We start from the raw sequence: 23,628 nt of genomic DNA on the forward strand, positions 1-23,628 counted from the left end.
AAATCAGATAGCTTCCTATACTTGGTAACACGACACACTGAAGCTGCAACAAAAGTTGACAGTAAACCAAGCTGCAAAGTAAGGAATTACTTGCATCTTTGCAACAGGCACACTACTCTAAGCCCACAGTGGTCTGACCTCTAGTTCTCAGGAGTAAATTATGGATGTGTTATTTTTTTGGGTAGCCTTGCTTGGCATAGTCGCCGTGCTCGCCTACCACAGAGCAAGTTTAACTATGTTTACAGCAGTCATCGCTGCTTTATTAGCTGTTGCGACCTTCACTGATACAGTGGGTGTCGTCAGTTGGGTGCTGTTTTTAATAGTCGCAGTACCATTAAATGTAGCCAGTATACGTCAACAGTACTTAACCAAGCCGCTGTTGAAAATGTACCGCAAGATTATGCCGGAAATGTCGACCACAGAAAAAGAAGCTATTGATGCCGGCACCACCTGGTGGGAAGGCGATCTATTCCGTGGCACGCCAGACTGGCACAAACTGCACAACTATCCGAAACCGCGTTTAAGTGCAGAAGAACAGGCGTTTTTAGATGGCCCATGTGAAGAATTACTGGCCATAGTAGATGACTGGCACACCACACACGAGCGTGCTGACTTATCACCAGAAGTGTATCAGTACCTGAAAGACCATGGCTTCTTCGCGATGATCATCAAAAAGCAATACGGTGGTCTGGAGTTTTCTGCTTATGCCCAGTCTTGTGTACTACAAAAATTAACCAGCAAAAGCATGGTGTTATCCAGCGTAGTTGGTGTACCTAACTCGTTAGGCCCAGGCGAGCTGTTACAACATTATGGTACCAAAGAGCAGCAGGACCACTACCTGCCTCGTTTGGCCAAAGGTTTAGAAATTCCTTGTTTTGCCTTAACCAGCCCTGAAGCTGGCTCTGATGCCGGCGCTATCCCGGACTTGGGTATAGTGTGTAAAGGCGAATGGGAAGGCCAGGAAATTATTGGTATGCGCCTGACCTGGAACAAGCGTTATATCACGCTGGCTCCTATAGCTACTGTATTGGGTTTAGCATTCAAAATGCAGGATCCGGACGGTTTATTAGGCGATAAAAAAGATTTAGGCATCACTTGTGCTTTGATCCCTGTCTCTACACCAGGCGTCAAAATTGGCCGTCGTCACTTCCCGCTGAACGTACCATTCCAGAATGGCCCTACTCAGGGTGAAGAAGTTTTTGTGCCGCTGGATTACATCATCGGTGGTCCAAAAATGGCTGGTCAGGGCTGGCGTATGCTGGTGGAATGTTTGTCAGTAGGCCGTGCTATTACTCTGCCGTCAAACAGCACTGGTGGTATCAAAGCTGCAGCCCTACTGACAGGTGCTTATGCCCGTATTCGTCGTCAGTTCAAACTGCCTATAGGTAAAATGGAAGGTATTGAAGAAGCCTTAGCCCGTATTGGCGGATACGCCTATATGGCAGAAGCTTCTACTACTATGTCGGTAGGCTCTATCGATTTAGGCGAAAAGCCATCTGTTATTTCCGCTATCACTAAATACCATATGACAGAGCGTATGCGTCAGGTGACTATTGATGCGATGGATATTCATGGTGGTAAAGGCATTTGTATGGGCCCGAACAACTATTTAGCCCGCGGTTATCAGGGCGCGCCTGTTGCCATCACAGTGGAAGGCGCCAATATTCTGACCCGTAATATGATTATCTATGGTCAGGGTGCAATTCGTTGCCATCCATTTGTATTGGCTGAATTACAGGCTGCTGGTTTAGAAGATGAACGTGCTGCAGTGACAGCTTTTGATCATGCGTTGTTTGGTCATATTGGTTTTAGCATCAGCAACTTCTTCCGTGCTTTATGGTTAGGGGTAAGCAATTCAGCCTTCTCTTCAAGCCCGTATTCGGATGCAACAGCTAAGTACTACAAACAAATGAACAGATACAGTGCTGCGTTGGCACTTATGTCTGATGTCGCTATGGGTACCATGGGTGGTGACTTAAAACGCCGCGAACGTATTTCCGCCCGTTTAGGCGATATATTATCCATGTTGTATCTGACGTCTACCGTACTGAAGCGTTATAACGACGATGGCCGTCCGGCGCAGGATCTACCTTTAGTGCAATGGGCTTGTGAAGACAATATGTACAAAGCTCAGATAGCACTGGATGAAATGCTGGATAACTTCCCGAATCGTATCGTAGGTTCAGTGTTAGGCAAGCTGTTATTCCCTTGGGGTCGTACTTTACGTAAACCTTCAGATCAGCTGGATCATCAGGTGTCGCGTATTATGCAAACACCTTGTGAAGCCCGCAGCCGCTTAGCGACCAACGTCTATCTGACGCTGGAGCCAAACAACCAGATCGGTTTAATTGAAAAAGCCCTGACTGATATTCTGGCGGCTGAGCCTATCTTCGACAAAGTGGTGCATGCAGCGAATAAACGTCTGCCATTCTTCCGCTTACACGAAGTCGCAGCTTTGGGTTTAGAACTAGGTGTGATCACCGAAGCTGAAGCAGAGAAGCTGCGAGTGGCTGAACAAGGCCGTCTGCACACCATTAACGTGGATGATTTTGATCCACTGGAACTGGCTGCTGATAAATCATTGTTTGATAAAAAGCCAAAAGCTAAATCTGTTGCCGCTTAAGCTACGATAACCGACAAAGAAGCCTGCCCTGTGCAGGCTTTTTTTTTGCCTGTAAAAATACATGGTTCAGAGATTTAGATAAGGAGAAAGGTAAAGCTTAAGAGGAGCATTGAACAGGAAGAAAAGCATGTGGAGGTTTTTGTTTGTAGTAGTGCAGATTTTCAGAACGTCAGAAAGCAAAAAACAGCATTGCTGCTGTTATTGTTTTGACCGGGAGAATGGTCGGTGATGCAAGATTCGAACTTGCGACCCCTTGGACCCAAACCAAGTGCGCTACCAAGCTGCGCTAATCACCGACATATAAACCAGTCTAAAATGGGGTGGCTGATGGGGCTCGAACCCACGACAACCGGAATCACAATCCGGGACTCTACCAACTGAGCTACAGCCACCACGGTAGAACTTTCTTCATGTTGCAATGGCGCGCCCGATAGGACTCGAACCTATGACCCACGGCTTAGAAGGCCGTTGCTCTATCCAGCTGAGCTACGGGCGCCAAATTCGAGGCCGTTAGGCTCTCTTAAATGGTCGGTGATGCAAGATTCGAACTTGCGACCCCTTGGACCCAAACCAAGTGCGCTACCAAGCTGCGCTAATCACCGACTTCGCTACACTACTGCAACGGGGCGGAATATTACAGCCCAACCCTTGGAGCGTCAAACCTTTTTTGCAGCTAAAAAACTGATTGCTTAATATTTGAACCCATTTGCTGTAAAAGGCATCAATAGCGCGAAAATATGCTGATTTTTTAACTTTTTACGCCAGTTAAACTGATCTGCTTGGCCTCTTTGACGTAGCTGTGCGAAAATACAAATCCTCAGGTTTCAGGTCAACAGAGCAGTTTTATGGCAGCACAAATCATAGATGGCAAAGCGGTAGCTCAATCTACCCGTCAACAGGTCGCATTAAGAGTTCAGCAACGCCTTGCAGCAGGAAAAAGAGCTCCGGGCCTTGCGGTAGTACTGGTAGGTATGGATGCAGCCTCTCAGGTCTATGTAGGCAGTAAACGTAAAGCCTGTGAAGAAGTAGGTTTTGAATCTTTTTCTTACGATTTGCCGTCTAGCACAACACAGCAAGAGCTATTTGATTTAATCGACAGTTTAAATGCTGATAAAAAAGTAGACGGCATTCTGGTGCAATTGCCTTTACCTGCAGGTTTAGACGCTTCGGCTATTCTGGAACGCATTCATCCACTGAAAGATGTCGATGGTTTTCACCCCTACAATATAGGCCGTTTAGCACAACGTATGCCTGCCCTGCGCCCTTGTACGCCAAAAGGCATCATTAAGCTGCTGCAAAGCACGGGCATTCAAATCCGTGGTATGGATGCAGTAGTGGTAGGCGCGTCCAATATTGTAGGCCGCCCTATGGCGCTGGAGCTGTTATTAGCAGGTTGCACGACCACTGTCTGCCATAAGTTCACCAAACAGCTTGAGCAGCATGTACGCCGTGCTGATTTAGTGGTGGTGGCCGTAGGCAAGCCTGAATTTATTCCAGGCGACTGGATTAAGCCTGGTGCGCTGGTGATTGATGTCGGTATTAACCGTTTGGAATCCGGCAAACTGGTCGGTGACGTTGAATTTGATAAAGCCAAAGAGCACGCACGTTTTATTACGCCAGTGCCTGGTGGTGTAGGCCCTATGACAGTGGCCTGCCTGATTGAAAATACTTTAGAAGCTTGCGAGCAGTTCCACGACCAGTAGTTAAAATGGGGTCAGAACACATTATTTGCCATGCAAATAATGTGTTCTGACCCCATTTTTAGCTAACCCCGACGCCAGGTGGTCACACCTGCTTTATCTTCCAGAATAATCCCCTTCGCCACCAAAGCGTCACGGGCAGCATCAGCTGCAGCCCAGTCTTTGTTAGCTCGTGCTGTATTACGCTCTGTAATTAAAGCTTCAATTTCAGCAACATCATCTGAATCCGTGCCCGACTGTAAAAAAGTCTCTGCATCCCCCTGCAAAATACCCATCACACTGCCGAGTTTAATTAACAAGCCCGCAAGCTGTGAGGCTTTGGCCGGATCTGTAGCTTTTTCTTTGTTGATATCACGCGCCAGTTCAAATAACACAGGCAAAGCCAGAGCTGTATTGAAATCGTCATCCATAGCGGCACGGAAGGTTTTAACGTAGTCATTGTTCATATCAACATCTGTCGCAGGGCTGACTTCACGCAAGGCTGTGTACAAACGGCCTAAAGCGGAATGCGCCTGCAGTAAGTTTTCAGCCGAGTAGTTCAGCTGGCTGCGGTAATGACTGGAAATCAGGAAATAACGCACAGCTTCAGCGTTGTACTCTGCCAGCACATCTTTCACAGTAAAGAAGTTGCCTAAAGATTTAGACATTTTTTCTTTATCCACCTGCACCATACCTGTATGGATCCAGGTATTGACGTACGGTGTGTCATGAGCGCAGCAGGATTGAGCAATTTCGTTTTCATGGTGCGGGAACTGTAAATCTGAACCACCGCCGTGAATGTCAAAATGTTTGCCTAAATGCTTTGCACTCATGGCCGAACATTCGATGTGCCAGCCTGGACGCCCTTCGCCCCATGGCGATGACCAGCTTGGCTCATTTGGTTTGGCCATTTTCCATAGTACAAAATCCAGCGGGTCGTCTTTGGCCTGGTCAATTTCCACCCGGGCACCAGATTGCAACATATCCAGGTTCTGGTGACTGAGCTGACCATAAGCTTCATATTTACTGACATCAAACAACACATCACCGTCAGAAGCTATATAGGCATACCCTTTAGCCACCAAAGTTTCTATCAGCTCAATAATTTCAGCCATATGAGTGGTGACGCGAGGTTCAATATCGGCAGGCATTAAACCTAATGCTTTAAAATCATCGTGCATAGCGACCGTATAACGAGCCGTTAAAGCATCGCAGCTTTCACCGTTTTCATTGGCACGTTTGATTATCTTGTCGTCAACATCTGTGATGTTACGCACATAAGTGACGTCATAACCGCTGAAGCGTAAGTAACGGTTCATTACATCAAAAGCAACATAAGTACGGGCGTGACCAACATGACAGAAATCATAAATAGTGATGCCGCAGACATACATAGAAACTTTGCCAGGCACTAAAGGCACAAAGGACTCTTTTTTACGGGTCAGGGTATTAAAAATCTGCAGCATGGGCTCCTCGGGAAATCATCAAATCATAGGTCACAAAGCGCAACAGTGTAACATTAGCAAATGTCTTGAGCTATCCTCGCTTTCTTGCTTTGTTCTATCTGAATTCTGCATCTTGAAGTTACTTGGGTATATACGACAGCTGCGGTACACTATCGCCGTTTTTAAGCCATAGGAGATGATCATGGTTAGCTTACATACCAATTTTGGTGTTATTAAACTGGCATTATTTGCCGACAAAGCCCCTGTAACAGTCGAAAACTTTCTGAACTACGTCAAAGAAGGTTTTTATGACAACACCATTTTTCACCGTGTGATCAATGGCTTTATGATCCAGGGCGGCGGTTTTACTCCTGACATGGAACAAAAAGAGCCGGGCAAACCAATCAAAAACGAAGCGAATAATAAAGTGGCTAACAAAGCAGGTACTGTGGCCATGGCCCGCACCAGCGACCCGCATTCAGCCACCTGCCAGTTTTTTATTAACGTAGCCAACAACGACTTCTTAGATTTCAGCTCAGAAACTTCTCAGGGCTGGGGTTACTGTGTATTTGGTGAAGTGGTCGAAGGTATGGATGTGATCAACAAAATCAAAACTGTGTCTACAGGACGCAAGTTTGGCCATGCTGATGTACCAAACGATGCTGTGATCATCGAAAAAGCAGAAATCCATGGCTAAAGGCCACAGCCTTTTTATTGCCGATCTGCATTTAAGCGAACAACGCCCGGATATTTCCGCGGCGTTTTTGCTTTTTTTACAGCAAAAAGCAGCAGAGGCTGATGCGCTTTATATTCTCGGCGATTTGTTTGAAGTCTGGATTGGTGATGATAACCCCTCGCCATTGGTGGCTGAAGTCGCTGGCGCTATCAAGGCCCTATCCGCTAAATCTGTGCCCGTCTATTTTTGCCACGGCAACCGCGACTTTTTGCTTGGCCAAAAATTCGCAAAGCGCTCTGGCATGCAGTTGCTTGATCCTCTGACTGTGGTCGATTTATATGGTACTCCTACTTTATTGATGCATGGAGATTCGCTCTGCACTCTGGATATTGGTTATCAGAAGTTTCGGGCCTGGTGGGATCAGAAATGGTGGCAAAAGCTGATTTTGTCTTTACCGCTGTGGTACCGTCAACATCTGGCGCGCAAAGCCCGTCGTGTCAGTGCTATGGATAAAAAAGGTAAAACATCCGAAATTATGGATGTCACGCCGGATGAAGTCCCTAAAGTGATGGCGCAGTATCAGGTGCAGCATTTGATCCATGGTCATACCCACAGACCTGCAGTGCATCAATTGCAAGGTAACGATGGCAGCACAGCTCAACGTTATGTGTTAGGTGACTGGTACAGTCAGAGTTCTTATCTGGATGTGTCAACGGACGGCTGGCAACTGCACTTCAACCCCTTGTCCCAGGCTTAATGCTGAGATTTTTATGAGCTTTACCGAATTACTTCAGCCTATACATCAATTTTTACAGTGTGAAACGCCGGACAGCTGGTTAGTGGAAGCACAAAAGCCAGAGCGTTTGGCTGTGTTATTACAGGACCATTTGATCTGTGAATTAAAAGCGGCTCAAACCGCTATGTATCTGTTGCGCCGTTATGCTTGTGATAAAGACAGCTCTTTAACTTTACTGAACTGGCTAAAGCCTTTTGAAGATTTTGCTTATCGTTTTGATGGGGATATTCAAAGTTTAAAGCAGGCTGAAAAACTGAATAAAAGCATTATAGGCCGTTCTGATTTTGCGCACTCTGATCGTATTATCGATCGCATGGTGCTGTTAATTCGCGAAGAGTTGCATCATTTTTGTCAGGTGCTGGAGATTATGCAGGCGCGTGGCATTCCTTACGAAAATATTAGCGCCAGTCGTTACGCCAAAACCCTGATCCAAAACTGCAAAACCCATGAACCACAAATTCTGATCGATAAACTGATATGTGGTGCTTATATCGAAGCCCGCTCCTGTGAGCGTTTCGCCAAGCTGGCAGAATTTGTTGACCCGGAGTTAGCCAGCTTTTATACCTCTTTACTTCGCTCAGAAGCACGGCATTTTGCCGATTATCTGGAATTGGCTCAGGTGATCTCCAAATCTGATATTACCGAACGGGTTCGCTTTTTTGGCAAACTGGAAGCAGAGCTGATTTCAAGCCCGGATGCGGATTTTAAGTTCCATAGCGGTGCCCCCATTACGGCCATTTAAGGTCGTTATTTCTCGCCATTTAAACCTCTGTATATGCTGCTCTGATCCAGCTTTGCTCTGCTTACTACAGATTTTCTGCTTTAAACTTGACGAACCTCGTTCTATTAGCCATAACAAAGGTAAGGGTTTGTGCTATACCCTGTAATGAACAACGTAGTAGCCAAGGATAACAACTATGATTTTAAATCACTTATGGGGACTGTATGCCCATCCTAAAGAAGAATGGCATACGATAGACGCTCGTCACGAAAGTTTCAGATACAGTTTAATTCACATCCTGCTTATTGCCTTAATTCCTTCTCTTTGCGCTTATTATTCAGCAGTGCACATCGGCTGGAGCATTGGTGTGGGTGAACCTATACGTTTAACCGCAGAAAGCGCCATGATGCTTTCTGTCGCTATGTATATTGCTTTAATAGGTGGGGTGTTCGCACTGGCTTACCTGGCGCACTGGATGGCTCACACTTTTGGTTCCGAACCTACCTATACTCAGACACTGGAATTAGCCTCTTACACCTCCACTCCACTTTTTATGGTAGGTTTTGCCGCTTTATTCCCTGAGCTTTGGTTTGTGATGCTAGTGGGTTTGGCAGGCTTAACCTATTCAGTGTATTTGTTGTATGTGGGTGTGCCTATTCTGATGCATATTCCTGAAGAACGTGGTTTTATCTACGCCAGCTCGGTCGTAACCACAGGTTTAATTCTGCTGGTTTGTGTAATGACTGCTACCGCTATTTTATGGAGTTCAGGTTTCGGTCCGGCTTTTACGCATTAACTTATTTTAAGATAGCATTCTCAAATCGCGGATTTCACAAAAGCAAAAAGGGCCAGTTAAAAACTGGCCCTTTTTAATTCACAAGATTAGCTCTGACCGATCAGTTGCCTTCGTTATGCAAATCTAAACTTGCAGATAACTCGGCTTCTTTTTTGCGTTTGGACGCTTCATTGCGCTGTGCATCCAAACGATTCAGATATGCCTGATCTATGTCATTTGTCACATAAACACCGTCAAAGACTGAAGTTTCAAAACGTTTTAACTCAGGGTTTTCAGAACGGACTGCGTCGACCAAATCCTCTAATGACTGGAAAATCAAACCATCAGCACCAATGATTTTGCAGATACTGTCCACATCGTGACCATGAGCTATCAGCTCGTTGGCTGATGGCATATCAATACCATAGACGTTCGGGAAACGAATTTCCGGAGCAGCAGAGGCGAAATACACTTTTTTAGCGCCCGCTTCACGCGCCATATCGATGATTTGCTCTGAGGTAGTACCGCGAACTATAGAGTCATCCACCAGCAAGACGTTTTTGCCTTTGAATTCCTGCCAAATAGCATTCAGCTTACGTTTGACGGACTTTTTACGCTCCCCTTGTCCAGGCATAATAAAAGTACGGCCAATGTAACGGTTTTTCACATAACCCTGACGGTAAGGTAAACCTAACTCATGTGCAATTTGCAAAGCTGCATCGTTACTGGTTTCAGGGATTGGGATCACTACATCAATATCTAAATGCGCCCATTCTCTTTTGATTTTTTCACCGAGCTTTTTACCCATGGCAACACGAGAGGCATACACAGACACATTGTCTATGGTGGAGTCCGGGCGGGCAAAATACACGTATTCAAAAATACATGGCGCATAACTTGGGTTTTCAGCACATTGCTGGCTGAACAGTTCACCGTCTTCAGTGATATAGACAGCTTCACCTGGTGCCACATCACGCAGCACAGTAAAACCGTCAGCATCTAAAGCTACACTCTCTGAAGCCACCATATACTCTGTGCCAAGTGCAGTTTCACGTTTCCCCATCACCAGAGGACGAATACCGTTAGGATCGCGAAACGCCACTAAACCATGGCCAATGACCACAGCCACCACGGCGTAACCACCACGAATTTTACGGTGTAAATTGGCAACAGCACGGAAAATATGGTCAGGATTGACGTGCATATCGGCATGAATATCCAGCTCATGAGCAAAAGCGTTTAATAGCGCTTCTGAGTCTGAGTTGGTGTTGACATGACGACGGGCTGTACGGAATAGCTCGTCTTTTAACTCTTCAGAGTTCGTCAGATTACCGTTGTGCGCCAGCGCTATACCAAAAGGGCTATTGGTATAAAAGGGCTGAGCTTCGGCCGTACTGGCAGAACCCGCTGTTGGGTAACGCACATGGCCTATGCCCATATTGCCAGACAAACGCTGCATATGGCGGGCTTCAAATACGTCTTTCACTAAGCCATTGGCTTTGCGTAAGCGTAAGGTTTTGTTGTCTACTGTCACTATGCCGGCGGCATCCTGACCACGGTGCTGCAACACAGTTAAACCGTCGTACAACGCCTGATTGACCGGATACTTACCTACGATTCCAACAATACCACACATCGATTATTTCCTCGCCACGCTTAGGGTCGCTGCATAAAACTGGAATGGGCTTTGATATATTCAAAAAACCATTCAATGATAAAACCAAATTCGGGTATTAGTTTGGACGCTTGCCACCAGTCGGTTTGATCTGCGCTGGTAAAAGCATCCAGGAAAAATAACAACGCGCTGACCACCAGAACACCACGCAGGGCGCCAAAGATCAGGCCAAGTAATCTGTCTGTGCCGGATAAACCTGTAGATTCAACCAAACGGCCAATCAGGTAGTTAATTAAGGCACCAAGGATAAGAGTAGAAATAAACAGAACAGCAATGGAGACCGCATTACGCACCAATGCGTCCTGCAATTCAGTGAAATAGGTTGCCAGATAGGGGTAATAATAACTGGCAACAAAAAAGGCCAGTATCCAGATAATCAGTGAAACCGCTTCTTTGGCAAATCCCCGGACCAGACTGATGACAGTCGACAGGCCGATAATTGCCAGAATGGCATAGTCAATCCAAACCATTTGCTACCAAAGGATGCTTAAGGACGGCGCGCATTCTACCAAAACACGCGCCTGAACACCTAATTATTTTCGATAGGCTTAAAAGCGGTCAACTTCAGACCTTGAGTTCCGGTCAGCTGCTGTAGTTGAGGCAGTTTTTGTTCCAAGCGTTCTTTTTTCAATTCTGGGCCAACCACAACACTGACCATAGACTGGCCTTGAGCATTAGTGGTTGAACGGGTAAAGGTGGTAAAACCAGCATCTTTTAGTTTAGCGACTAAAGCAGTGGCGTTTTCCACTTTACCAAAACTGCCAACCCGCACTATCCATGCTGTTTCATTGAGTGCCGGATTCCCTTTCGATTCAACTGGTTGTTCTGCAACAGGCGCAGCAGCTGCGTTATTCACTGGCGCTAACGGGTTTTCAGTCGGCACAGGAATAGGATCTGTGCTTGTGCCGTCGGAAGGGTCTGCCACCATAGTTGCACTGTCTGCTGCAGCTTCGCTGCCTGGCGCGCCAGCAGTCACTTGCGCAAAGCTATTGTCAGGTAATCCTGCATCAGCAGCAGGCTCATTCACCGGAGTCGCCAATAATTCCTGCTGCTTTTCAGCTAATTGCTGTTTAGTGAACACCTGTTCCTGTTGCACTGTGGCAAATTCAGGACGTTCCGGAATAGCTTTAAATTCGTTTTTTACCACTTGTTTTTGCCCGTCCAGCAAATCAGGTAAAAAAACGATGGCAGCAATAATTAAAATACTGCTACCAATTAAGCGGTTTTTAAAGGCGCTGGTCATACATCTGTCTCCTTTTGCAGCGCTAGAACTGCCGACACTGTAACAAAAGAGCCGAAAATCACCAATAAATCATTAGCCTGCAAAGACAACAGCGCTTTTTGGTAACCCGACTCTAAATCTGAATAACAGGAATAGCTGCATTGTGTTGGCAACTGCTCCAACAGCATATTCGCCGAAGCACCACGAGCACCAGGTAAGTCCACCAGATGCCAGCGATCCGCGAGTTGGTGGAAAGGTGCCAAACTTTGCTGTATATCTTTGTCTTTTAACATCCCCACCAGCAGATGCACCCGAGCATAACCTGCTTTGATGAACTGAAGCTGAGCCGCCAAATAACCGGCAGACTGCGGGTTGTGCGCTACATCCAATAAAATACCAGGAGTCTTGCTTAACCAATGCATACGTCCGGGCAAACTCAACTCAGCCAGAACCTGGCTAGCTTGTTGCTGTGAAGGTAACAAAGCTAAAGCTTCCAGAGCAGTAAAAGCAGTCGCTATATTCTGCAGCGGGACTGCGGTCAGAGGTAGAGCCTCTAAACGGCTCTGTACACCTTGCCAATGAAAACCCGAGTCTGTAATGCTGTAATGGTAATCCGCATTAATACAAAGCAGTTGGGCCTGAATATCCTGACTGTACTTCAGTACCGACTGTGGAATATCGGTTTCACCTACCACAGCAGGCTTGTTTGTGCGAAACACACCGGCTTTTTCGCGACCAATGCTTTCACGATCCGGCCCTAAATAATCCTGATGATCTAAATCGACTGTGGTCAGAATACTTAAATCCGGCTCAATGATATTAGTTGCATCCAGTCGACCACCTAAACCCACTTCAATCAGGCAAAGATCGGGTTGCTGTTGTTTCAACAGATAAAAAGACGCCAGCGTGGTGAACTCAAAATAGGTCAGCTCTATGTCGCCACGCAATTGCTCGATAAAAGCAAAAGCTTCACACCAAAGGCTGTCAGCTACATCTTCACCGTTGATACGTAAGCGCTCGTTAAACTGCAGCAGATGAGGAGAGCTGTACACACCGACAGACAAGCCCTGCACAGCGCAGAGCTGTTCAAGAGTACGGGCAGTAGTACCTTTGCCGTTGGTACCGGCGATCAGAATTTTTTTACCAGGCAGTAGATGCAAATCGGCACGCTGAGCGATGTTAAGCACCCGGCCCAATCCCAGTTCAATCTGATGTTGCGGATGTTTTTGTTCTATATAACAAAGCCAATCCGTCAGAGTCTGACAGGATTGGCTTGCAGGCGATAAAAAATTGGTCATAACACCTTATTAGGCGACGCGGTGTTCCTTGGCAGGAGCTGGCCATCGCATGAATTTAGCCACAAGTCGCGCAATTGTATCGCGCATTTGGCGGCGGTCAACAATCATGTCGATAGCACCGTGTTCCAGCAAGAATTCACTGCGCTGGAAACCTTCAGGTAATTTTTCACGTACTGTCTGTTCAATAACTCGGGGACCGGCAAAACCGATCAGAGCTTTTGGCTCACCAATGTTTAAATCGCCCAGCATGGCCAGACTGGCAGATACACCACCCATAGTAGGGTCGGTCAGCACAGAAATATAAGGTAAACCTGCTTCACTCAGCTTAGCTAAAGCCGCGCTGGTTTTTGCCATTTGCATCAAAGACATCAAAGCTTCTTGCATACGGGCGCCACCGCTGGCTGAGAAACAGATAAAAGGCACTTTGTTTTCAATGGCGTATTCAACACCTTTGACAAACTTGGCACCTACTACAGACGCCATAGAGCCGCCCATAAACGCAAATTCAAATGAAGCCACAACCACTGGCATGCCCAATAAAGTACCGCGCATTACTACCATGGCGTCTTTTTCATTGGTTTCTTTTTGTGCCGCAACAATACGATCTTTGTATTTTTTGCTGTCTTTAAATTTCAGCAGATCCTGAGGTTCTAACTCAGCAGCCAGTTCAACCATACCACCGGTATCAAGGAAATTGTTTAAACGGTCTCTGGCACTGATACGCATATGGTTGTCGCATTTAGGACAAACACCTAAGTTCCGATCCAGTTCTGCCTTGTACAATACAGCTTCACAAGAGGTACATTTAGTCCAGACCCCTTCAGGAATATTACGACGGGACGAAGACGAAGTTCTGGGCAGAATTTTTTCTAACCAACTCATAGTTGTTCCTTGGTATCGCAGCAGGGCTTGAGCCCAAACTTAGTTTATTGTGTAAAAAAGCGCCGATCATGCGGCTAACGGCGCTTATTAAAGCACAAAGCCATGATAGAACCTATAGCTAACTGGTCGTAGTTGTTAGCAAAAGCTGTCGGGCAAGAACAGCGGACCCAGTGGCATTTTCGGGATACCAAAGTGTTCAGGGTAGTCCACATCCACCAGATACAAACCTTCGGCTTTAGCCGTTGCTGCTGCTAAAGTCCGATCTTTCGCCGCCAGCAATTCTGCTATCCATTGTGGCTCTTTTAAGCCCATTCCTACCTGTAACAAACTGCCGGTGATATTGCGTACCATATGGTGCAAAAAGGCATTGGCTTTAATATCCAGCACAATAAACTGCCCTACCCGGCTTAAATGCAGATGCATCAGATTACGGAATGGGCTGTGCGACTGACACTGGATAGCACGAAAGGAGGTAAAATCATTTTCACCCAGTAAATGGACAGCGGCTTGCTGCATCAGTTCAATATTCAAATCCTGATGATAATGACTTAAGCCTGCGCCCAAAATGGCAGGCCTGAATTTATTGTTGTAAATCACATAACGGTAACGACGGGCTGTGGCAGAAAAGCGGGCATGAAAATCATCTGAAACTTGTTTTGCCCAGCGTACGGCTATGCCATCTGGCAGATTGGAGTTGGCCCCCATTATCCAGGCGCGCATATCACGGTTGGCATCGGTATCAAAATGCACCACCTGACCGGTCGCATGCACACCGGCATCAGTGCGGCCAGCGCAGGACAATTCGATCGTCGCATTAGCAACTTTGGATAACGCAGCTTCCAGATGACCTTGTACGCTTGGCACTTCACGTTGCCTTTGCCAGCCAAATAAACCTACACCGTTGTATTCGATACCTAACGCAATTCGCATTCTGACTCCCATCATTTAGGGGCGGAAGTATAACTCAGCCCTAGCAGGAAACTCACGAATTTTAACGGTTACAAGCGACGCTCGGTATTAAAAACAGAAGCATGATGTGGTTTTGTGGCGACATGAGGTCACTATGACATGGAAAACTGAAGGGTCAGAGTCTTGACTCTGACCCTGTGATTTACAGCTGGTCTTTTAAGCTTTGAGCTTCTTGCTTGATATGCTCAGGCGCGGTAGAACTTAATACTTTATCGATCAGATGTTCAGCACCATCCTGCTCACCAATTTCGATATAAGCACGAATTAAATCCAAATCGGCAGCAAAACCCTGCTCAGCCGGATCCAGTTCAGGTTCGTGTTGTGCGGCAATAAAATCCTGATAATCCTCCAGCCCAACATCAATATTGCGTACAGGATTTTGAGTCAGTTGCGGCTCATCTTCAGAATCGTCCAGTAGTTTATCCAGCGCCAGTAATGAAAATGCCAAATCATCAGATGGAGTGCTCTGCTGTACTTCAGCTTCTGCTTGCGGTAACGGTTCGTTCTTTGTTGCTGTGTCAGCTTTATCCAGAGCTAACTCGGATAACACAGCATCAGCTATATCTTCATCTGCCAGCCTGACTTCAGCATCAGTTTGAGCATAATCTGCCAACAACGCATCAAAGTCTGTGTCATCTAAAGCTTCAAGTTCTGACGCAATGTCGTTATTGGCCTGTTGGGTGTCATGCGATATCACTTCGGACTCTGCGGTGTCCTCAATGTCCTGTTCCAGTTCAAGATCATCATCTGTGTCTTCAACAGAACCTGCTTCATCAGAAAACTCCAGATCCGGGTATTCTTCTAATACTTTGCTTGGGTTCTCCACTGACAAGGTGGCAGCAGATACACGACTGACACTTAAATCTTCCTGCAGATCAAGATCAGGCACCGACTCGCCAGATGGCTGCTCGACAGCCTGATCAGTCAGCTCCAGCCATGCCTCATTATTGGCTTCAACGTCGTCTGATATCTCATCAACACGTTGTGCAGCGTCGTTATCTGATACTTCAGGCTGTATCTCTTCTGGCCTATCAATTTCATCCACAGCCAGATCATCTGAGTCTGCGGCTAAGACTTGATCCGGTGTCGCATCTGTATGTTCTGACAGGCTTGCGGTCTGCTCATCAGCCAGAATCTCACTTTCAGGTTCTAGTTCGTTGATAAGCTCTGCTAAATCGCCATGATCTGCGTGAAAATGTGCAGGCATAGCTGTTGATTGCTCTTCTGCTGGCTCATCGGATAACAACAAAGCAACATCACCAGGGCTCAGCGGGTAATCATCCTCGTCAAATTCCAGAGTCGTTTCAACACCATCTTGTGTTTCAGGCTCAAGATCTGGTTCATCAGTCAGATTAAAAGCATCAGGTTCAGGCTCACTTACCTTCTCTGTATTTGCACTGTCAGGCCAGTTGGTTGTGCCATCCAGTAAAGCATCAATATCAATATCGCTTTCATCTTCAGTCGATAATGGCTCTGAGATGGATAATTCTTCATCAGCAAGTGATTCGGCAAATTCATCCAGCTCTGAGCTGTCAAAATGAGGTTGCTCTGGCATCAGATCCTGTACGTCTGCAGCCTCTTCAACTGGCACTTCCGGGGATCGGTCAGATATCACTTCTTCAGCTTGAGGCGCTTCGTTTGTCACCACCAATTCATCCAGCAGGGAATCAAAGTCGACTTCTTCAACTTCTTCTATTTCATCCAGATTGAACTCATCTGTTTCGTCGGAAACCTTATTACTTACAGCAAAAGTGTCGCTATCTGGTTCATCCAGTTCAATTTCTTCAATCAGTTCATCCTGTTCATCGTCAGTCTGCTCTGCTTGTTTTTGCTCTTCCGCTAACTGCTCAGCGACAGCCTGAGCGAATATATCATCAGGGTCATCCAATTCAGGTTCTTCATCAAACAGAGCGGATAAATCAGCGCCAGATAAAATATTATTTGGATCAAAATCTTTGGCTGGCGCTTTTGTCGGTTGATCCAACAAATCATCCAGCAGCTCATCATCCATTGAACTGGCGTCGAGTAAATCTTTGCTGTCCAGCAAGTCATCGTCATTCATCAGAATGTCGTCAAACTCATCTGCTCTGGTATCCAGTAACATATCATCATGTAAATCAATAGGTTCATCATCCAGTCGTATACCTTGGCTGCCAGTATCCAACAAAGATTCATCCAGCGTCATCAGACTGCTTTCGTCAAAATCCAGACTTTCATCTAAAGGAGGTAAGGGCGAACGATAGCCTGATTCTTGCTGAGGCACTGCTGTAGCAGCACTGACTATTTGCTCTGATTTTCTGGTCCGTCGTTTAATCCAGCCCAATACCGCAAACAACACAAATAAGGTCGGTAATGTGGCTAATAACACCCAGGTCAAACTACTGGAGGAAATATTTTGCCACAGCTCGGCAAAACTTGTCCCTTGCTGCTCCCGCTCAATCTGGGCCTTTTGTTGTGCCAACATTTCAGCCTGCTGTGCTACTAACAACTGCAATTGTTGCTGAATTTCGCTGTCTTTATCGACCTGAGACTTCATCAGCAGCATTTGGTCAGCCAACTGATCCAGCTTATCTTTTAGTGCAGTGTTGTCCGCCAGCACAGCTTCGACTGTAATTTTTGATTCCGCTAGTTTGCTTTGCAGATCAAGAAGTTGTCCCTTTTGTTGCCCTTCAACGCGGCTCAATTCCTGCTTAATTTCCTGCTTGGCTTTATCCACGTCTTTTTGCTGTGCAGTGTTTATACCTTGTTTCACTTTGGCTGCTGCTGCGGCACGCACTCTGTCAGCCCAGATCCGGTCGTCTTCTTCCGACTTACGTTGCGCCTCTACGGCATCAACCTGCATGATTTCATCCACATTAGGAATAGCCAGGAAAGAACCGACATTCAGATGGTTGAAGTTATCATCAAGGAAAGACTGAGGGTTTTTCAGATAGATGGCATGCATCACCTGATAAATATTTAAACCTGGATGTGGCCTTGCTTCTTCGGCAATACGCCATAAGGTATCGTTGGGAGTTAAAGGGCCTACCCGACTACGAGCCGGATTTTCGGTGCTTTTTGGGCCTTTAAGACGCAAGGTGGTATCTGCTGTGGCGTTAACACCGCAGATCTGCAACAGAATACTGAAAATAAGAAGCCCAACTAAACGCATCGATGATCCTTTAAGGCCGGAGATTATTTTTGACACAAAAACACTGCAAACATCGTTCCACACTGGAATAGTAAACCAGATGAATGCGACTGGCTATGCTTAAACACTATCTGCATATCGGCTGCTAAATCAATTGCTTTAGAAACAACAAAGGCCCCGTCAGGAGCCTTTGTTTAGTTTTAATCTGTGTTTACAGATAGTCGCGAATTAAATGCTCCGCGATTTGAATACTGTTGGTGGCGGCGCCTTTACGGATATTGTCAGCAACAACCCATAAGTTAATCCCATTTTCATGGGAGAAATCCTGGCGAATACGGCCAACAAACACATCATCCTGACCCGCAGCATTGCCTACCTGAGTCGGATAATCTGCGTTGTCTTCCATCAGGGTCACACCGGGTGCATTGGCTAACAGCGCTTTTACCTGTTCGACACTGATCGGCATGCGGGTTTCCAGATGCACAGCTTCGGCATGGCCATAAAACACAGGTACACGAACAGCAGTCGCATTTACAGAAATGCTGGCATCGCCCATAATTTTTTGGGTTTCCCAGTGCATTTTCATTTCTTCTTTGGTGTAGCCATTATCTAAAAACACATCAATTTGCGGAATACAGTTAAAAGCAATCTGACGGGCAAACTTGCTGCCTTCTTCCAAAGGACGACCATTGAGTAACTGTGCAGTCTCTTTAGCCAAAGCTTCAACACCTTGTTGACCAGCACCAGCCACCGACTGATAAGTCGCTACATTAATACGGCTAATGCCTACTGCATCATGAATAGGTTTTAACGCAACCAGCATCTGAATAGTGGAGCAGTTTGGGTTGGCAATGATATTACGGTTACGAAACTCAGCAATAGCGTGCGCATTCACTTCAGGCACCACTAATGGTATATCGGCTTCGTAGCGGTAGTGAGAGGTGTTGTCGATCACCACACAACCGGCATCAGCAGCACGAGGTGCATAAGTTGCAGATACACTGCCACCTGCAGAGAACAAACCTATCTGCACCTTAGTCCAGTCAAAGGTCTCAGCATCCAGTACTTCGATTTGTTTACCCTTAAAGGTGATAAAGCCACCGGCAGAGCGGCTGCTGGCTAAAGGATAAAGTTTATTTACCGGAAAATCGCGCTGCTCTAAAATTTCAATTAAATGCTGGCCTACTAAACCTGTAGCACCTAACACAGCGACGTCGTATTGCTGAGCCATGGTTATTCCCCTTTCTTTTGTTACTGGCTGCTAAAACCTAATGTTGTTAAAAACTCAGGCACTTCTTGTCCTGTCAGCCGCACCGAGCTGTATTCACGCCGCGGTGGGTATGACTTTCTAAGCCAGTCAAAACCTTGTGTTTTCTTATCTTGCATCATATAGAAACGAAACAAAGCATCGTCCCGGCGCACATCATATAACAGCCGGGTTAAATTTTGGACATCTAAAAGTCCAAAATTTGAATTTATTTTCACCTCTGAAACTTGAGGCTCCGGTAGCACTTGCGTCAGGGTCTTTGCCGGGCTTAACCCCAACTGTTGGCAAAATGCCTGATACAGCATTTCAGTACCACGAGCTTTGCCTTCAATGCTGTGTCCTGCAATATGCGCAGTGGCTATATCTGTGTATGGAATCAAGCTTAAATCGGGTTCAGGTTCATTCGCCCAGACATCGAGCACCAATGGTCTTTTCTGACCGGATTGAGCCTCCGCCAATAAAGCGTCGTTATTGGTGACCTCACCACGACAGGCATTGATCACAGCGCAATCGGCTTTCAGCAGCTTTAAGGTCCGGCTGTTCAATAAGTCCACTGTGGCATCTGGCCCGGTTTTTACCAAAGGCACATGAAAACTGACGATATCGAGCTGGGGCAATAATTCTTCAAACGGAATATGCGGAAAATCAGGCTCAGTGGCAGCACGTTGTGGGTCGCAGCACAAAACCTTGATGGACAAGGCCTGAAGAGCACTCACCAGCACTCGACCTATATTACCAACTCCGACCACACCGACTGTTTTTTGCTGCAAATTCCATTGGTACTTTTCTGCCAACACAAAGATGCTACTCAACACATACTCAACCACTGACTGAGCATTGCAACCAGGCGCGCTGCTAAAACCAATACCCCGCTGCTGCAGATAAGATTGATCGATATGATCGGTGCCAATAGTCGCAGTACCGACAAATTTAAGCTTTGGGCTTTTTGATAACAACTGCTCGTTCACTTTAGTAACAGAGCGTACCAACAGCACATCAGCGTCAATAATCTGATCCGCAGTTAAAGTGCGGCCATTAACCAGCCTGACCTCACCTAATTCGGCAAAGAAGTCTTTGACGTACGGCATATTTTCGTCGGCGTATATCTTCATCTGTATCAGTCCACTGTCACAATGGCGGTATTGTAACGACGCTCAATCCTTTGAGCTATCGGATTTGTTAATTTTTGACTAACCAATAAAAAACGCTGCACCAGGCAGCGTTTTTTTGACAGAGGAAAAATTAGCTCTGGTATTTTTGCATTACTAAAGTGGCATTGGTCCCACCAAAACCGAAGCTGTTGGACATCACTGTCGTCAGTTTAGCTTCTGTGGCTTTAGTTACGATATTTAAACCAGCAGCAGCGTCATCCAGCGTATTGATGTTAATGGAAGGAGCAATAAAGTTATGTTCCATCATCAACAATGAATAAATGGCTTCGTGCACACCTGCAGCACCTAAAGCATGACCTGTCATAGCTTTGGTTGCACTGATGGCTGGAGATTTGCCACCAAAGACTTGTTGGATAGCGCCTAATTCTTTCACATCGCCGACCGGTGTACTGGTGCCGTGGGTATTGACGTAGTCGATAGGACCTTTGACGTCTTTCATCGCCATTTCCATACAACGTACTGCGCCTTCACCACTTGGCGCTACCATATCGTAGCCATCTGAGGTTGCGCCATAACCAACGATTTCAGCATAAATTTTAGCGCCACGTGCCAGCGCATGTTCCAGCTCTTCAACTACTAAAATACCGCCACCACCGCTGATGACAAAACCATCGCGGTCAGCGTCATAAGTACGGGAAGCCAGTTCAGGCGTTTCGTTGTATTTAGTCGACAAAGCACCCATAGCGTCAAATTCCATCGCTAAGGTCCAGTGCACTTCTTCACCACCACCGGCAAAAATAATGTCCTGTTTACCTAACTGGATAAGTTCCACTGCATGACCAATACAATGGGCACTGGTGGCGCAAGCTGAGCTAATAGAATAGTTCACACCTTTGATTTCAAAAGGAGTGGCTAAACAAGCTGAACAGGTGCTCGACATGGTTTTTGGCACGGCGTAAGGGCCAACACGTTTTACGCCTTTTTCGCGTAAAATATCAGCTGCTTCAATTTGAGTTTTAGACGAAGCACCACCAGAACCGACCACTAAACCAGTGCGGAAATTCGACACTTGCTCTGGAGTTAAACCTGCATCTTCAATGGCTTGTTGCATAGAGATATAAGCATAAGCTGCTGCATCGCCCATAAAACGTAAGGCTTTGCGGTCGATTAATGCGGCGGTATCAATTTCAATCTGGCCCCAGACCTGTGATCTCAGGCCCATATCGGCAAATTCCTGAGACGCTTTAATACCAGAGCGTCCTGTTTTTAATGATTCCAGCACTTGCTGTTTATCATTACCAATGCTGGACACTATGCCTAACCCTGTGATCACTGCTCTTTTCATGCTTACTCCAAACAAAAAATCGGATGTCTTTTTATCATTGCGGCACATTGTACGGAGTTTCTTTTCGAAACTGGTCCGCTTTCAGCGCACAGTTGTACACTATTATCTATTTGTATTGCGGCTAAGTTACAATACCTTATTCTTTTTCGATAGGGTTTGACGTCCTTGCAACAAGCACAGGTTCACTACAACGACGCTGGCACACCGGTTTCCGACCTGTTTGGCGATATTTATTTTTCCGACAATGGCGGCCTCGACGAGACCGATTATGTGTTTTTGCATAAAAATCAGCTGCCTGAACGCTGGTTTACTCACTCGCGAGCTTTTTTTCATATCGCCGAAACTGGTTTTGGCACTGGTTTAAATTTTCTGCTGACCTGGTTGCGTTTTCGTCAGTACAAAGCCCAATCAACCATTTGTCAGCGCTTGTATTTCAGCAGTTTTGAAAAATATCCGCTGAGTAAAGCAGACTTAACCAAAGCCTTGGCCACCTGGCCCCAACTGGCAGAACTGACCACCTTATTAATACAGAGCTACCCTGTTGCTTTACCTGGGCCACATCGAATGATCTTTGATGACGGCTCTGTGGTGCTGGATTTGTGGCTGGGTGATGTCAATGAGTTGCTGCCGCAAGTGCCGGAACAGAACAAAGTCGATGCCTGGTTTTTAGATGGCTTTGCTCCGAGTAAAAACCCGGATATGTGGCAACAAAATTTGTTTAACCAAATGTTCAGGCTAAGCCACAGCGGCACTACGGCTTCTACTTTTACCTGTGCAGGTTTTGTCCGTCGTGGTTTAAATGACGCAGGTTTTTCTGCAAAAAAAACCAAAGGTCATGGTCAAAAGCGTGAAATGTTGATTGCCAGTGCAGAACAGGCTGCCGAATTGAACCTAGAGCGACCAGACAACATCACGGTTATAGGTGCTGGTGTCGCCGGTATTAATGCTGCTTTTGCATTACGGCAAAAAGGATTAAAAGTTCAACTGCTGTGTGCAGATGCAGAAGCGGGCATGGGCGCATCGCACAACCGTCAGGGAGCTGTGTATCCTAACCTGCACGCGACTTACGATCTGATGTCATCTTTAAGTTGCCAGAGTTTTTTATACGCCAGACAGTTTTATGCAAGCTGGCTTGGAAAGTTAAGCGTCCCAGCCGACTGGTGTGGTGTGTTGACACTGGCCTGCAACGACAATCTGGTTAAACGCCAACATAAAATCCAGCAGCAACCTTTTGCCATAAGTGGCTTATTCAGAACTGTAACCAAAGAGCAAGCTTCAGACATTGCAGGGCTGGCTTTGCCTTATGACGGCTTATTTTTTCCAACCGCAGGCTGGTTATGCCCACAACAGTATTGCCAGCAAATGGCACAATGGCTTGGTAGCCAGGGTGTCGACATTCACTACAACGCTCAAGTGCAAGCGATCACTCCACACGAACAGCATTGTATGCTGGAAACATCTGCCGGAACTTTGCAAGCCACGACAGTAGTGCTGGCAACAGGCGCACAATTAAATACTCTGGATCATCAGGAGTCCTTTCCGCTTCGACAAATTCGTGGTCAAGTCAGTCATCTGCAAAGCCAGAGGATGACGCCACTAAAAACTGTGGTGTGTCATCAGGGTTATATTACCCCAGCTTATCAGCAGTTGCATTGTGTCGGAGCCACCTTTGATCGCAGCAGTGGACACTGCGAAGTGCTTGCTGGAGATGATCAACAAAACCTCGATTTAGTAAATAAGACATTGAATACACCTGACTGGTTTATGGATGCGCAAGTGATGTCCGCCAAAGCAGGTTTACGCGCCACTGTGCCTGATCATATGCCTGTGCTTGGCCAGCAAAAGCAGCTTTGGCGCTTTGGCGCTTTGGGGGCTAGGGGTTTAACCTGGGCGCCGTTACTGGCAGAGGTTTTAGCTTGTCTGATTGCTAAAGAACCGCTACCTTTAACAGCACAACAACTGGATGGTATTGATATCCAAAGGTATCTTCGGCTCAATGCTAAGGATGGTTAA

18 protein-coding genes and 4 tRNA genes are annotated in these 23,628 nt (G+C 46.3%); 7 read left to right on the forward strand and 15 right to left on the reverse strand.

Translation table 11 applies throughout. From position 1 onward, the window contains the following. Window positions 1-160: 160 nt before the first annotated feature. Entirely contained in the window at window positions 161-2,623 is a 2,463-nt protein-coding gene (gene fadE, locus P3C17_RS14865; protein WP_300930162.1) for an acyl-CoA dehydrogenase FadE, read from the forward strand. Between the two features lie 219 nt (window positions 2,624-2,842). Here the strand turns inward: fadE and P3C17_RS14870 are convergent. The 4 genes from P3C17_RS14870 to P3C17_RS14885 form a co-directional block, all read right to left on the reverse strand. Further along, window positions 2,843-2,919 (reverse strand) — tRNA-Pro (locus P3C17_RS14870). A 20-nt stretch (window positions 2,920-2,939) separates the two neighbouring features. Beyond that, a tRNA-His gene (locus P3C17_RS14875) sits at window positions 2,940-3,015 on the reverse strand. Window positions 3,016-3,042: 27 nt separating this feature from the next. After that, window positions 3,043-3,119, reverse strand: a tRNA-Arg gene (locus P3C17_RS14880). A 29-nt stretch (window positions 3,120-3,148) separates the two neighbouring features. Beyond that, a tRNA-Pro gene (locus P3C17_RS14885) sits at window positions 3,149-3,225 on the reverse strand. 243 nt (window positions 3,226-3,468) lie between these two features. On the opposite strand from P3C17_RS14885, the gene folD reads away from it, so the two are divergent. Next, the gene (gene folD, locus P3C17_RS14890) at window positions 3,469-4,326 is read left to right on the forward strand and encodes a bifunctional methylenetetrahydrofolate dehydrogenase/methenyltetrahydrofolate cyclohydrolase FolD (RefSeq protein WP_233080070.1); all 858 of its coding nucleotides are present in this window, start codon (window positions 3,469-3,471) and stop codon (window positions 4,324-4,326) included. 62 nt (window positions 4,327-4,388) lie between these two features. Here the strand turns inward: folD and cysS are convergent, their stop codons facing one another. Then, window positions 4,389-5,768 carry a cysteine--tRNA ligase gene (gene cysS, locus P3C17_RS14895; protein WP_300930163.1) on the reverse strand — a complete coding sequence of 460 codons (1,380 nt, stop codon included), beginning with the start codon at window positions 5,766-5,768 and terminating at the stop codon, window positions 4,389-4,391. A gap of 181 nt (window positions 5,769-5,949) precedes the next feature. Between cysS and P3C17_RS14900 the strand changes: the two genes are divergently transcribed. The 4 genes from P3C17_RS14900 to P3C17_RS14915 all read left to right on the forward strand — a co-directional run bounded on the left by P3C17_RS14900 (window position 5,950) and on the right by P3C17_RS14915 (window position 8,736). After that, the gene (locus P3C17_RS14900) at window positions 5,950-6,444 is read left to right on the forward strand and encodes a peptidylprolyl isomerase (RefSeq protein ID WP_300930164.1); all 495 of its coding nucleotides are present in this window, start codon (window positions 5,950-5,952) and stop codon (window positions 6,442-6,444) included. Continuing rightward, a complete protein-coding gene (lpxH, locus tag P3C17_RS14905; protein WP_300930165.1) occupies window positions 6,437-7,180 on the forward strand; it encodes a UDP-2,3-diacylglucosamine diphosphatase in 744 nt (247 codons plus the stop codon). Before P3C17_RS14900 ends, lpxH begins: the two co-directional genes overlap by 8 nt. 13 nt (window positions 7,181-7,193) lie before the next feature. Continuing rightward, entirely contained in the window at window positions 7,194-7,961 is a 768-nt protein-coding gene (miaE, locus tag P3C17_RS14910; RefSeq protein WP_300930166.1) for a tRNA isopentenyl-2-thiomethyl-A-37 hydroxylase MiaE, read from the forward strand. A gap of 175 nt (window positions 7,962-8,136) precedes the next feature. Beyond that, window positions 8,137-8,736 (forward strand): Yip1 family protein, encoded by a 600-nt coding sequence (locus P3C17_RS14915; protein WP_233080074.1) that lies wholly within the window; start codon window positions 8,137-8,139, stop codon window positions 8,734-8,736. Window positions 8,737-8,836: 100 nt separating this feature from the next. On the opposite strand, the gene purF is transcribed toward P3C17_RS14915, so the two are convergent. From purF to fabB, 10 genes are all read right to left on the reverse strand, one after another. Then, window positions 8,837-10,351 carry an amidophosphoribosyltransferase gene (gene purF, locus P3C17_RS14920; protein ID WP_233080075.1) on the reverse strand — a complete coding sequence of 505 codons (1,515 nt, stop codon included), beginning with the start codon at window positions 10,349-10,351 and terminating at the stop codon, window positions 8,837-8,839. 20 nt (window positions 10,352-10,371) lie between these two features. Beyond that, window positions 10,372-10,860 carry a CvpA family protein gene (locus tag P3C17_RS14925; protein ID WP_300930167.1) on the reverse strand — a complete coding sequence of 163 codons (489 nt, stop codon included), beginning with the start codon at window positions 10,858-10,860 and terminating at the stop codon, window positions 10,372-10,374. Between the two features lie 59 nt (window positions 10,861-10,919). Next, the gene (locus tag P3C17_RS14930; RefSeq protein ID WP_300930168.1) at window positions 10,920-11,633 is read right to left on the reverse strand and encodes an SPOR domain-containing protein; all 714 of its coding nucleotides are present in this window, start codon (window positions 11,631-11,633) and stop codon (window positions 10,920-10,922) included. Next, window positions 11,630-12,910 (reverse strand): bifunctional tetrahydrofolate synthase/dihydrofolate synthase, encoded by a 1,281-nt coding sequence (folC, locus tag P3C17_RS14935; protein WP_300930169.1) that lies wholly within the window; start codon window positions 12,908-12,910, stop codon window positions 11,630-11,632. The genes P3C17_RS14930 and folC overlap by 4 nt, the downstream gene beginning before the upstream one ends. A gap of 9 nt (window positions 12,911-12,919) precedes the next feature. Further along, the gene (gene accD / locus P3C17_RS14940; RefSeq protein ID WP_233080079.1) at window positions 12,920-13,792 is read right to left on the reverse strand and encodes an acetyl-CoA carboxylase, carboxyltransferase subunit beta; all 873 of its coding nucleotides are present in this window, start codon (window positions 13,790-13,792) and stop codon (window positions 12,920-12,922) included. A gap of 135 nt (window positions 13,793-13,927) precedes the next feature. Next, window positions 13,928-14,722 (reverse strand): tRNA pseudouridine(38-40) synthase TruA, encoded by a 795-nt coding sequence (truA, locus tag P3C17_RS14945; RefSeq protein WP_300930170.1) that lies wholly within the window; start codon window positions 14,720-14,722, stop codon window positions 13,928-13,930. Between the two features lie 181 nt (window positions 14,723-14,903). Continuing rightward, window positions 14,904-17,912: a FimV/HubP family polar landmark protein gene (locus P3C17_RS14950; RefSeq protein ID WP_300930171.1), complete on the reverse strand. Its 3,009-nt coding sequence runs from the start codon at window positions 17,910-17,912 to the stop codon at window positions 14,904-14,906. A 190-nt stretch (window positions 17,913-18,102) separates the two neighbouring features. Further along, window positions 18,103-19,122, reverse strand: coding sequence for an aspartate-semialdehyde dehydrogenase (locus tag P3C17_RS14955; protein WP_233080082.1), 1,020 nt, complete (start codon window positions 19,120-19,122; stop codon window positions 18,103-18,105). A gap of 20 nt (window positions 19,123-19,142) precedes the next feature. Beyond that, the gene (locus tag P3C17_RS14960) at window positions 19,143-20,270 is read right to left on the reverse strand and encodes a 4-phosphoerythronate dehydrogenase (protein WP_300930172.1); all 1,128 of its coding nucleotides are present in this window, start codon (window positions 20,268-20,270) and stop codon (window positions 19,143-19,145) included. Between the two features lie 130 nt (window positions 20,271-20,400). Next, a complete protein-coding gene (gene fabB / locus P3C17_RS14965; RefSeq protein WP_300930173.1) occupies window positions 20,401-21,615 on the reverse strand; it encodes a beta-ketoacyl-ACP synthase I in 1,215 nt (404 codons plus the stop codon). A gap of 165 nt (window positions 21,616-21,780) precedes the next feature. Here fabB and mnmC point away from each other — a divergent pair, with 165 nt between their 5' ends. Beyond that, the gene (mnmC, locus tag P3C17_RS14970) at window positions 21,781-23,628 is read left to right on the forward strand and encodes a bifunctional tRNA (5-methylaminomethyl-2-thiouridine)(34)-methyltransferase MnmD/FAD-dependent 5-carboxymethylaminomethyl-2-thiouridine(34) oxidoreductase MnmC (protein ID WP_300930174.1); all 1,848 of its coding nucleotides are present in this window, start codon (window positions 21,781-21,783) and stop codon (window positions 23,626-23,628) included.

The organism is Rheinheimera sp. 1928-s (assembly GCF_029269265.1).
Classification (GTDB): Bacteria; Pseudomonadota; Gammaproteobacteria; order Enterobacterales; family Alteromonadaceae; genus Pararheinheimera.

Coding starts and splice junctions, on each gene's coding strand:
- cysS (WP_300930163.1), bottom strand. CDS start 5,768: ATGCTGCAGATTTTTAATACCCTGACCCGTAAAAAAGAGTCCTTTGTG.
- P3C17_RS14925 (WP_300930167.1), bottom strand. CDS start 10,860: ATGGTTTGGATTGACTATGCCATTCTGGCAATTATCGGCCTGTCGACT.
- fabB (WP_300930173.1), bottom strand. CDS start 21,615: ATGAAAAGAGCAGTGATCACAGGGTTAGGCATAGTGTCCAGCATTGGT.
- truA (WP_300930170.1), bottom strand. CDS start 14,722: ATGCGAATTGCGTTAGGTATCGAATACAACGGTGTAGGTTTATTTGGC.
- miaE (WP_300930166.1), top strand. CDS start 7,194: ATGAGCTTTACCGAATTACTTCAGCCTATACATCAATTTTTACAGTGT.
- P3C17_RS14960 (WP_300930172.1), bottom strand. CDS start 20,270: ATGAAGATATACGCCGACGAAAATATGCCGTACGTCAAAGACTTCTTT.
- P3C17_RS14930 (WP_300930168.1), bottom strand. CDS start 11,633: ATGACCAGCGCCTTTAAAAACCGCTTAATTGGTAGCAGTATTTTAATT.
- folC (WP_300930169.1), bottom strand. CDS start 12,910: ATGACCAATTTTTTATCGCCTGCAAGCCAATCCTGTCAGACTCTGACG.
- accD (WP_233080079.1), bottom strand. CDS start 13,792: ATGAGTTGGTTAGAAAAAATTCTGCCCAGAACTTCGTCTTCGTCCCGT.
- P3C17_RS14900 (WP_300930164.1), top strand. CDS start 5,950: ATGGTTAGCTTACATACCAATTTTGGTGTTATTAAACTGGCATTATTT.
- purF (WP_233080075.1), bottom strand. CDS start 10,351: ATGTGTGGTATTGTTGGAATCGTAGGTAAGTATCCGGTCAATCAGGCG.
- folD (WP_233080070.1), top strand. CDS start 3,469: ATGGCAGCACAAATCATAGATGGCAAAGCGGTAGCTCAATCTACCCGT.
- P3C17_RS14915 (WP_233080074.1), top strand. CDS start 8,137: ATGATTTTAAATCACTTATGGGGACTGTATGCCCATCCTAAAGAAGAA.
- fadE (WP_300930162.1), top strand. CDS start 161: ATGGATGTGTTATTTTTTTGGGTAGCCTTGCTTGGCATAGTCGCCGTG.
- P3C17_RS14955 (WP_233080082.1), bottom strand. CDS start 19,122: ATGGCTCAGCAATACGACGTCGCTGTGTTAGGTGCTACAGGTTTAGTA.
- P3C17_RS14950 (WP_300930171.1), bottom strand. CDS start 17,912: ATGCGTTTAGTTGGGCTTCTTATTTTCAGTATTCTGTTGCAGATCTGC.
- lpxH (WP_300930165.1), top strand. CDS start 6,437: ATGGCTAAAGGCCACAGCCTTTTTATTGCCGATCTGCATTTAAGCGAA.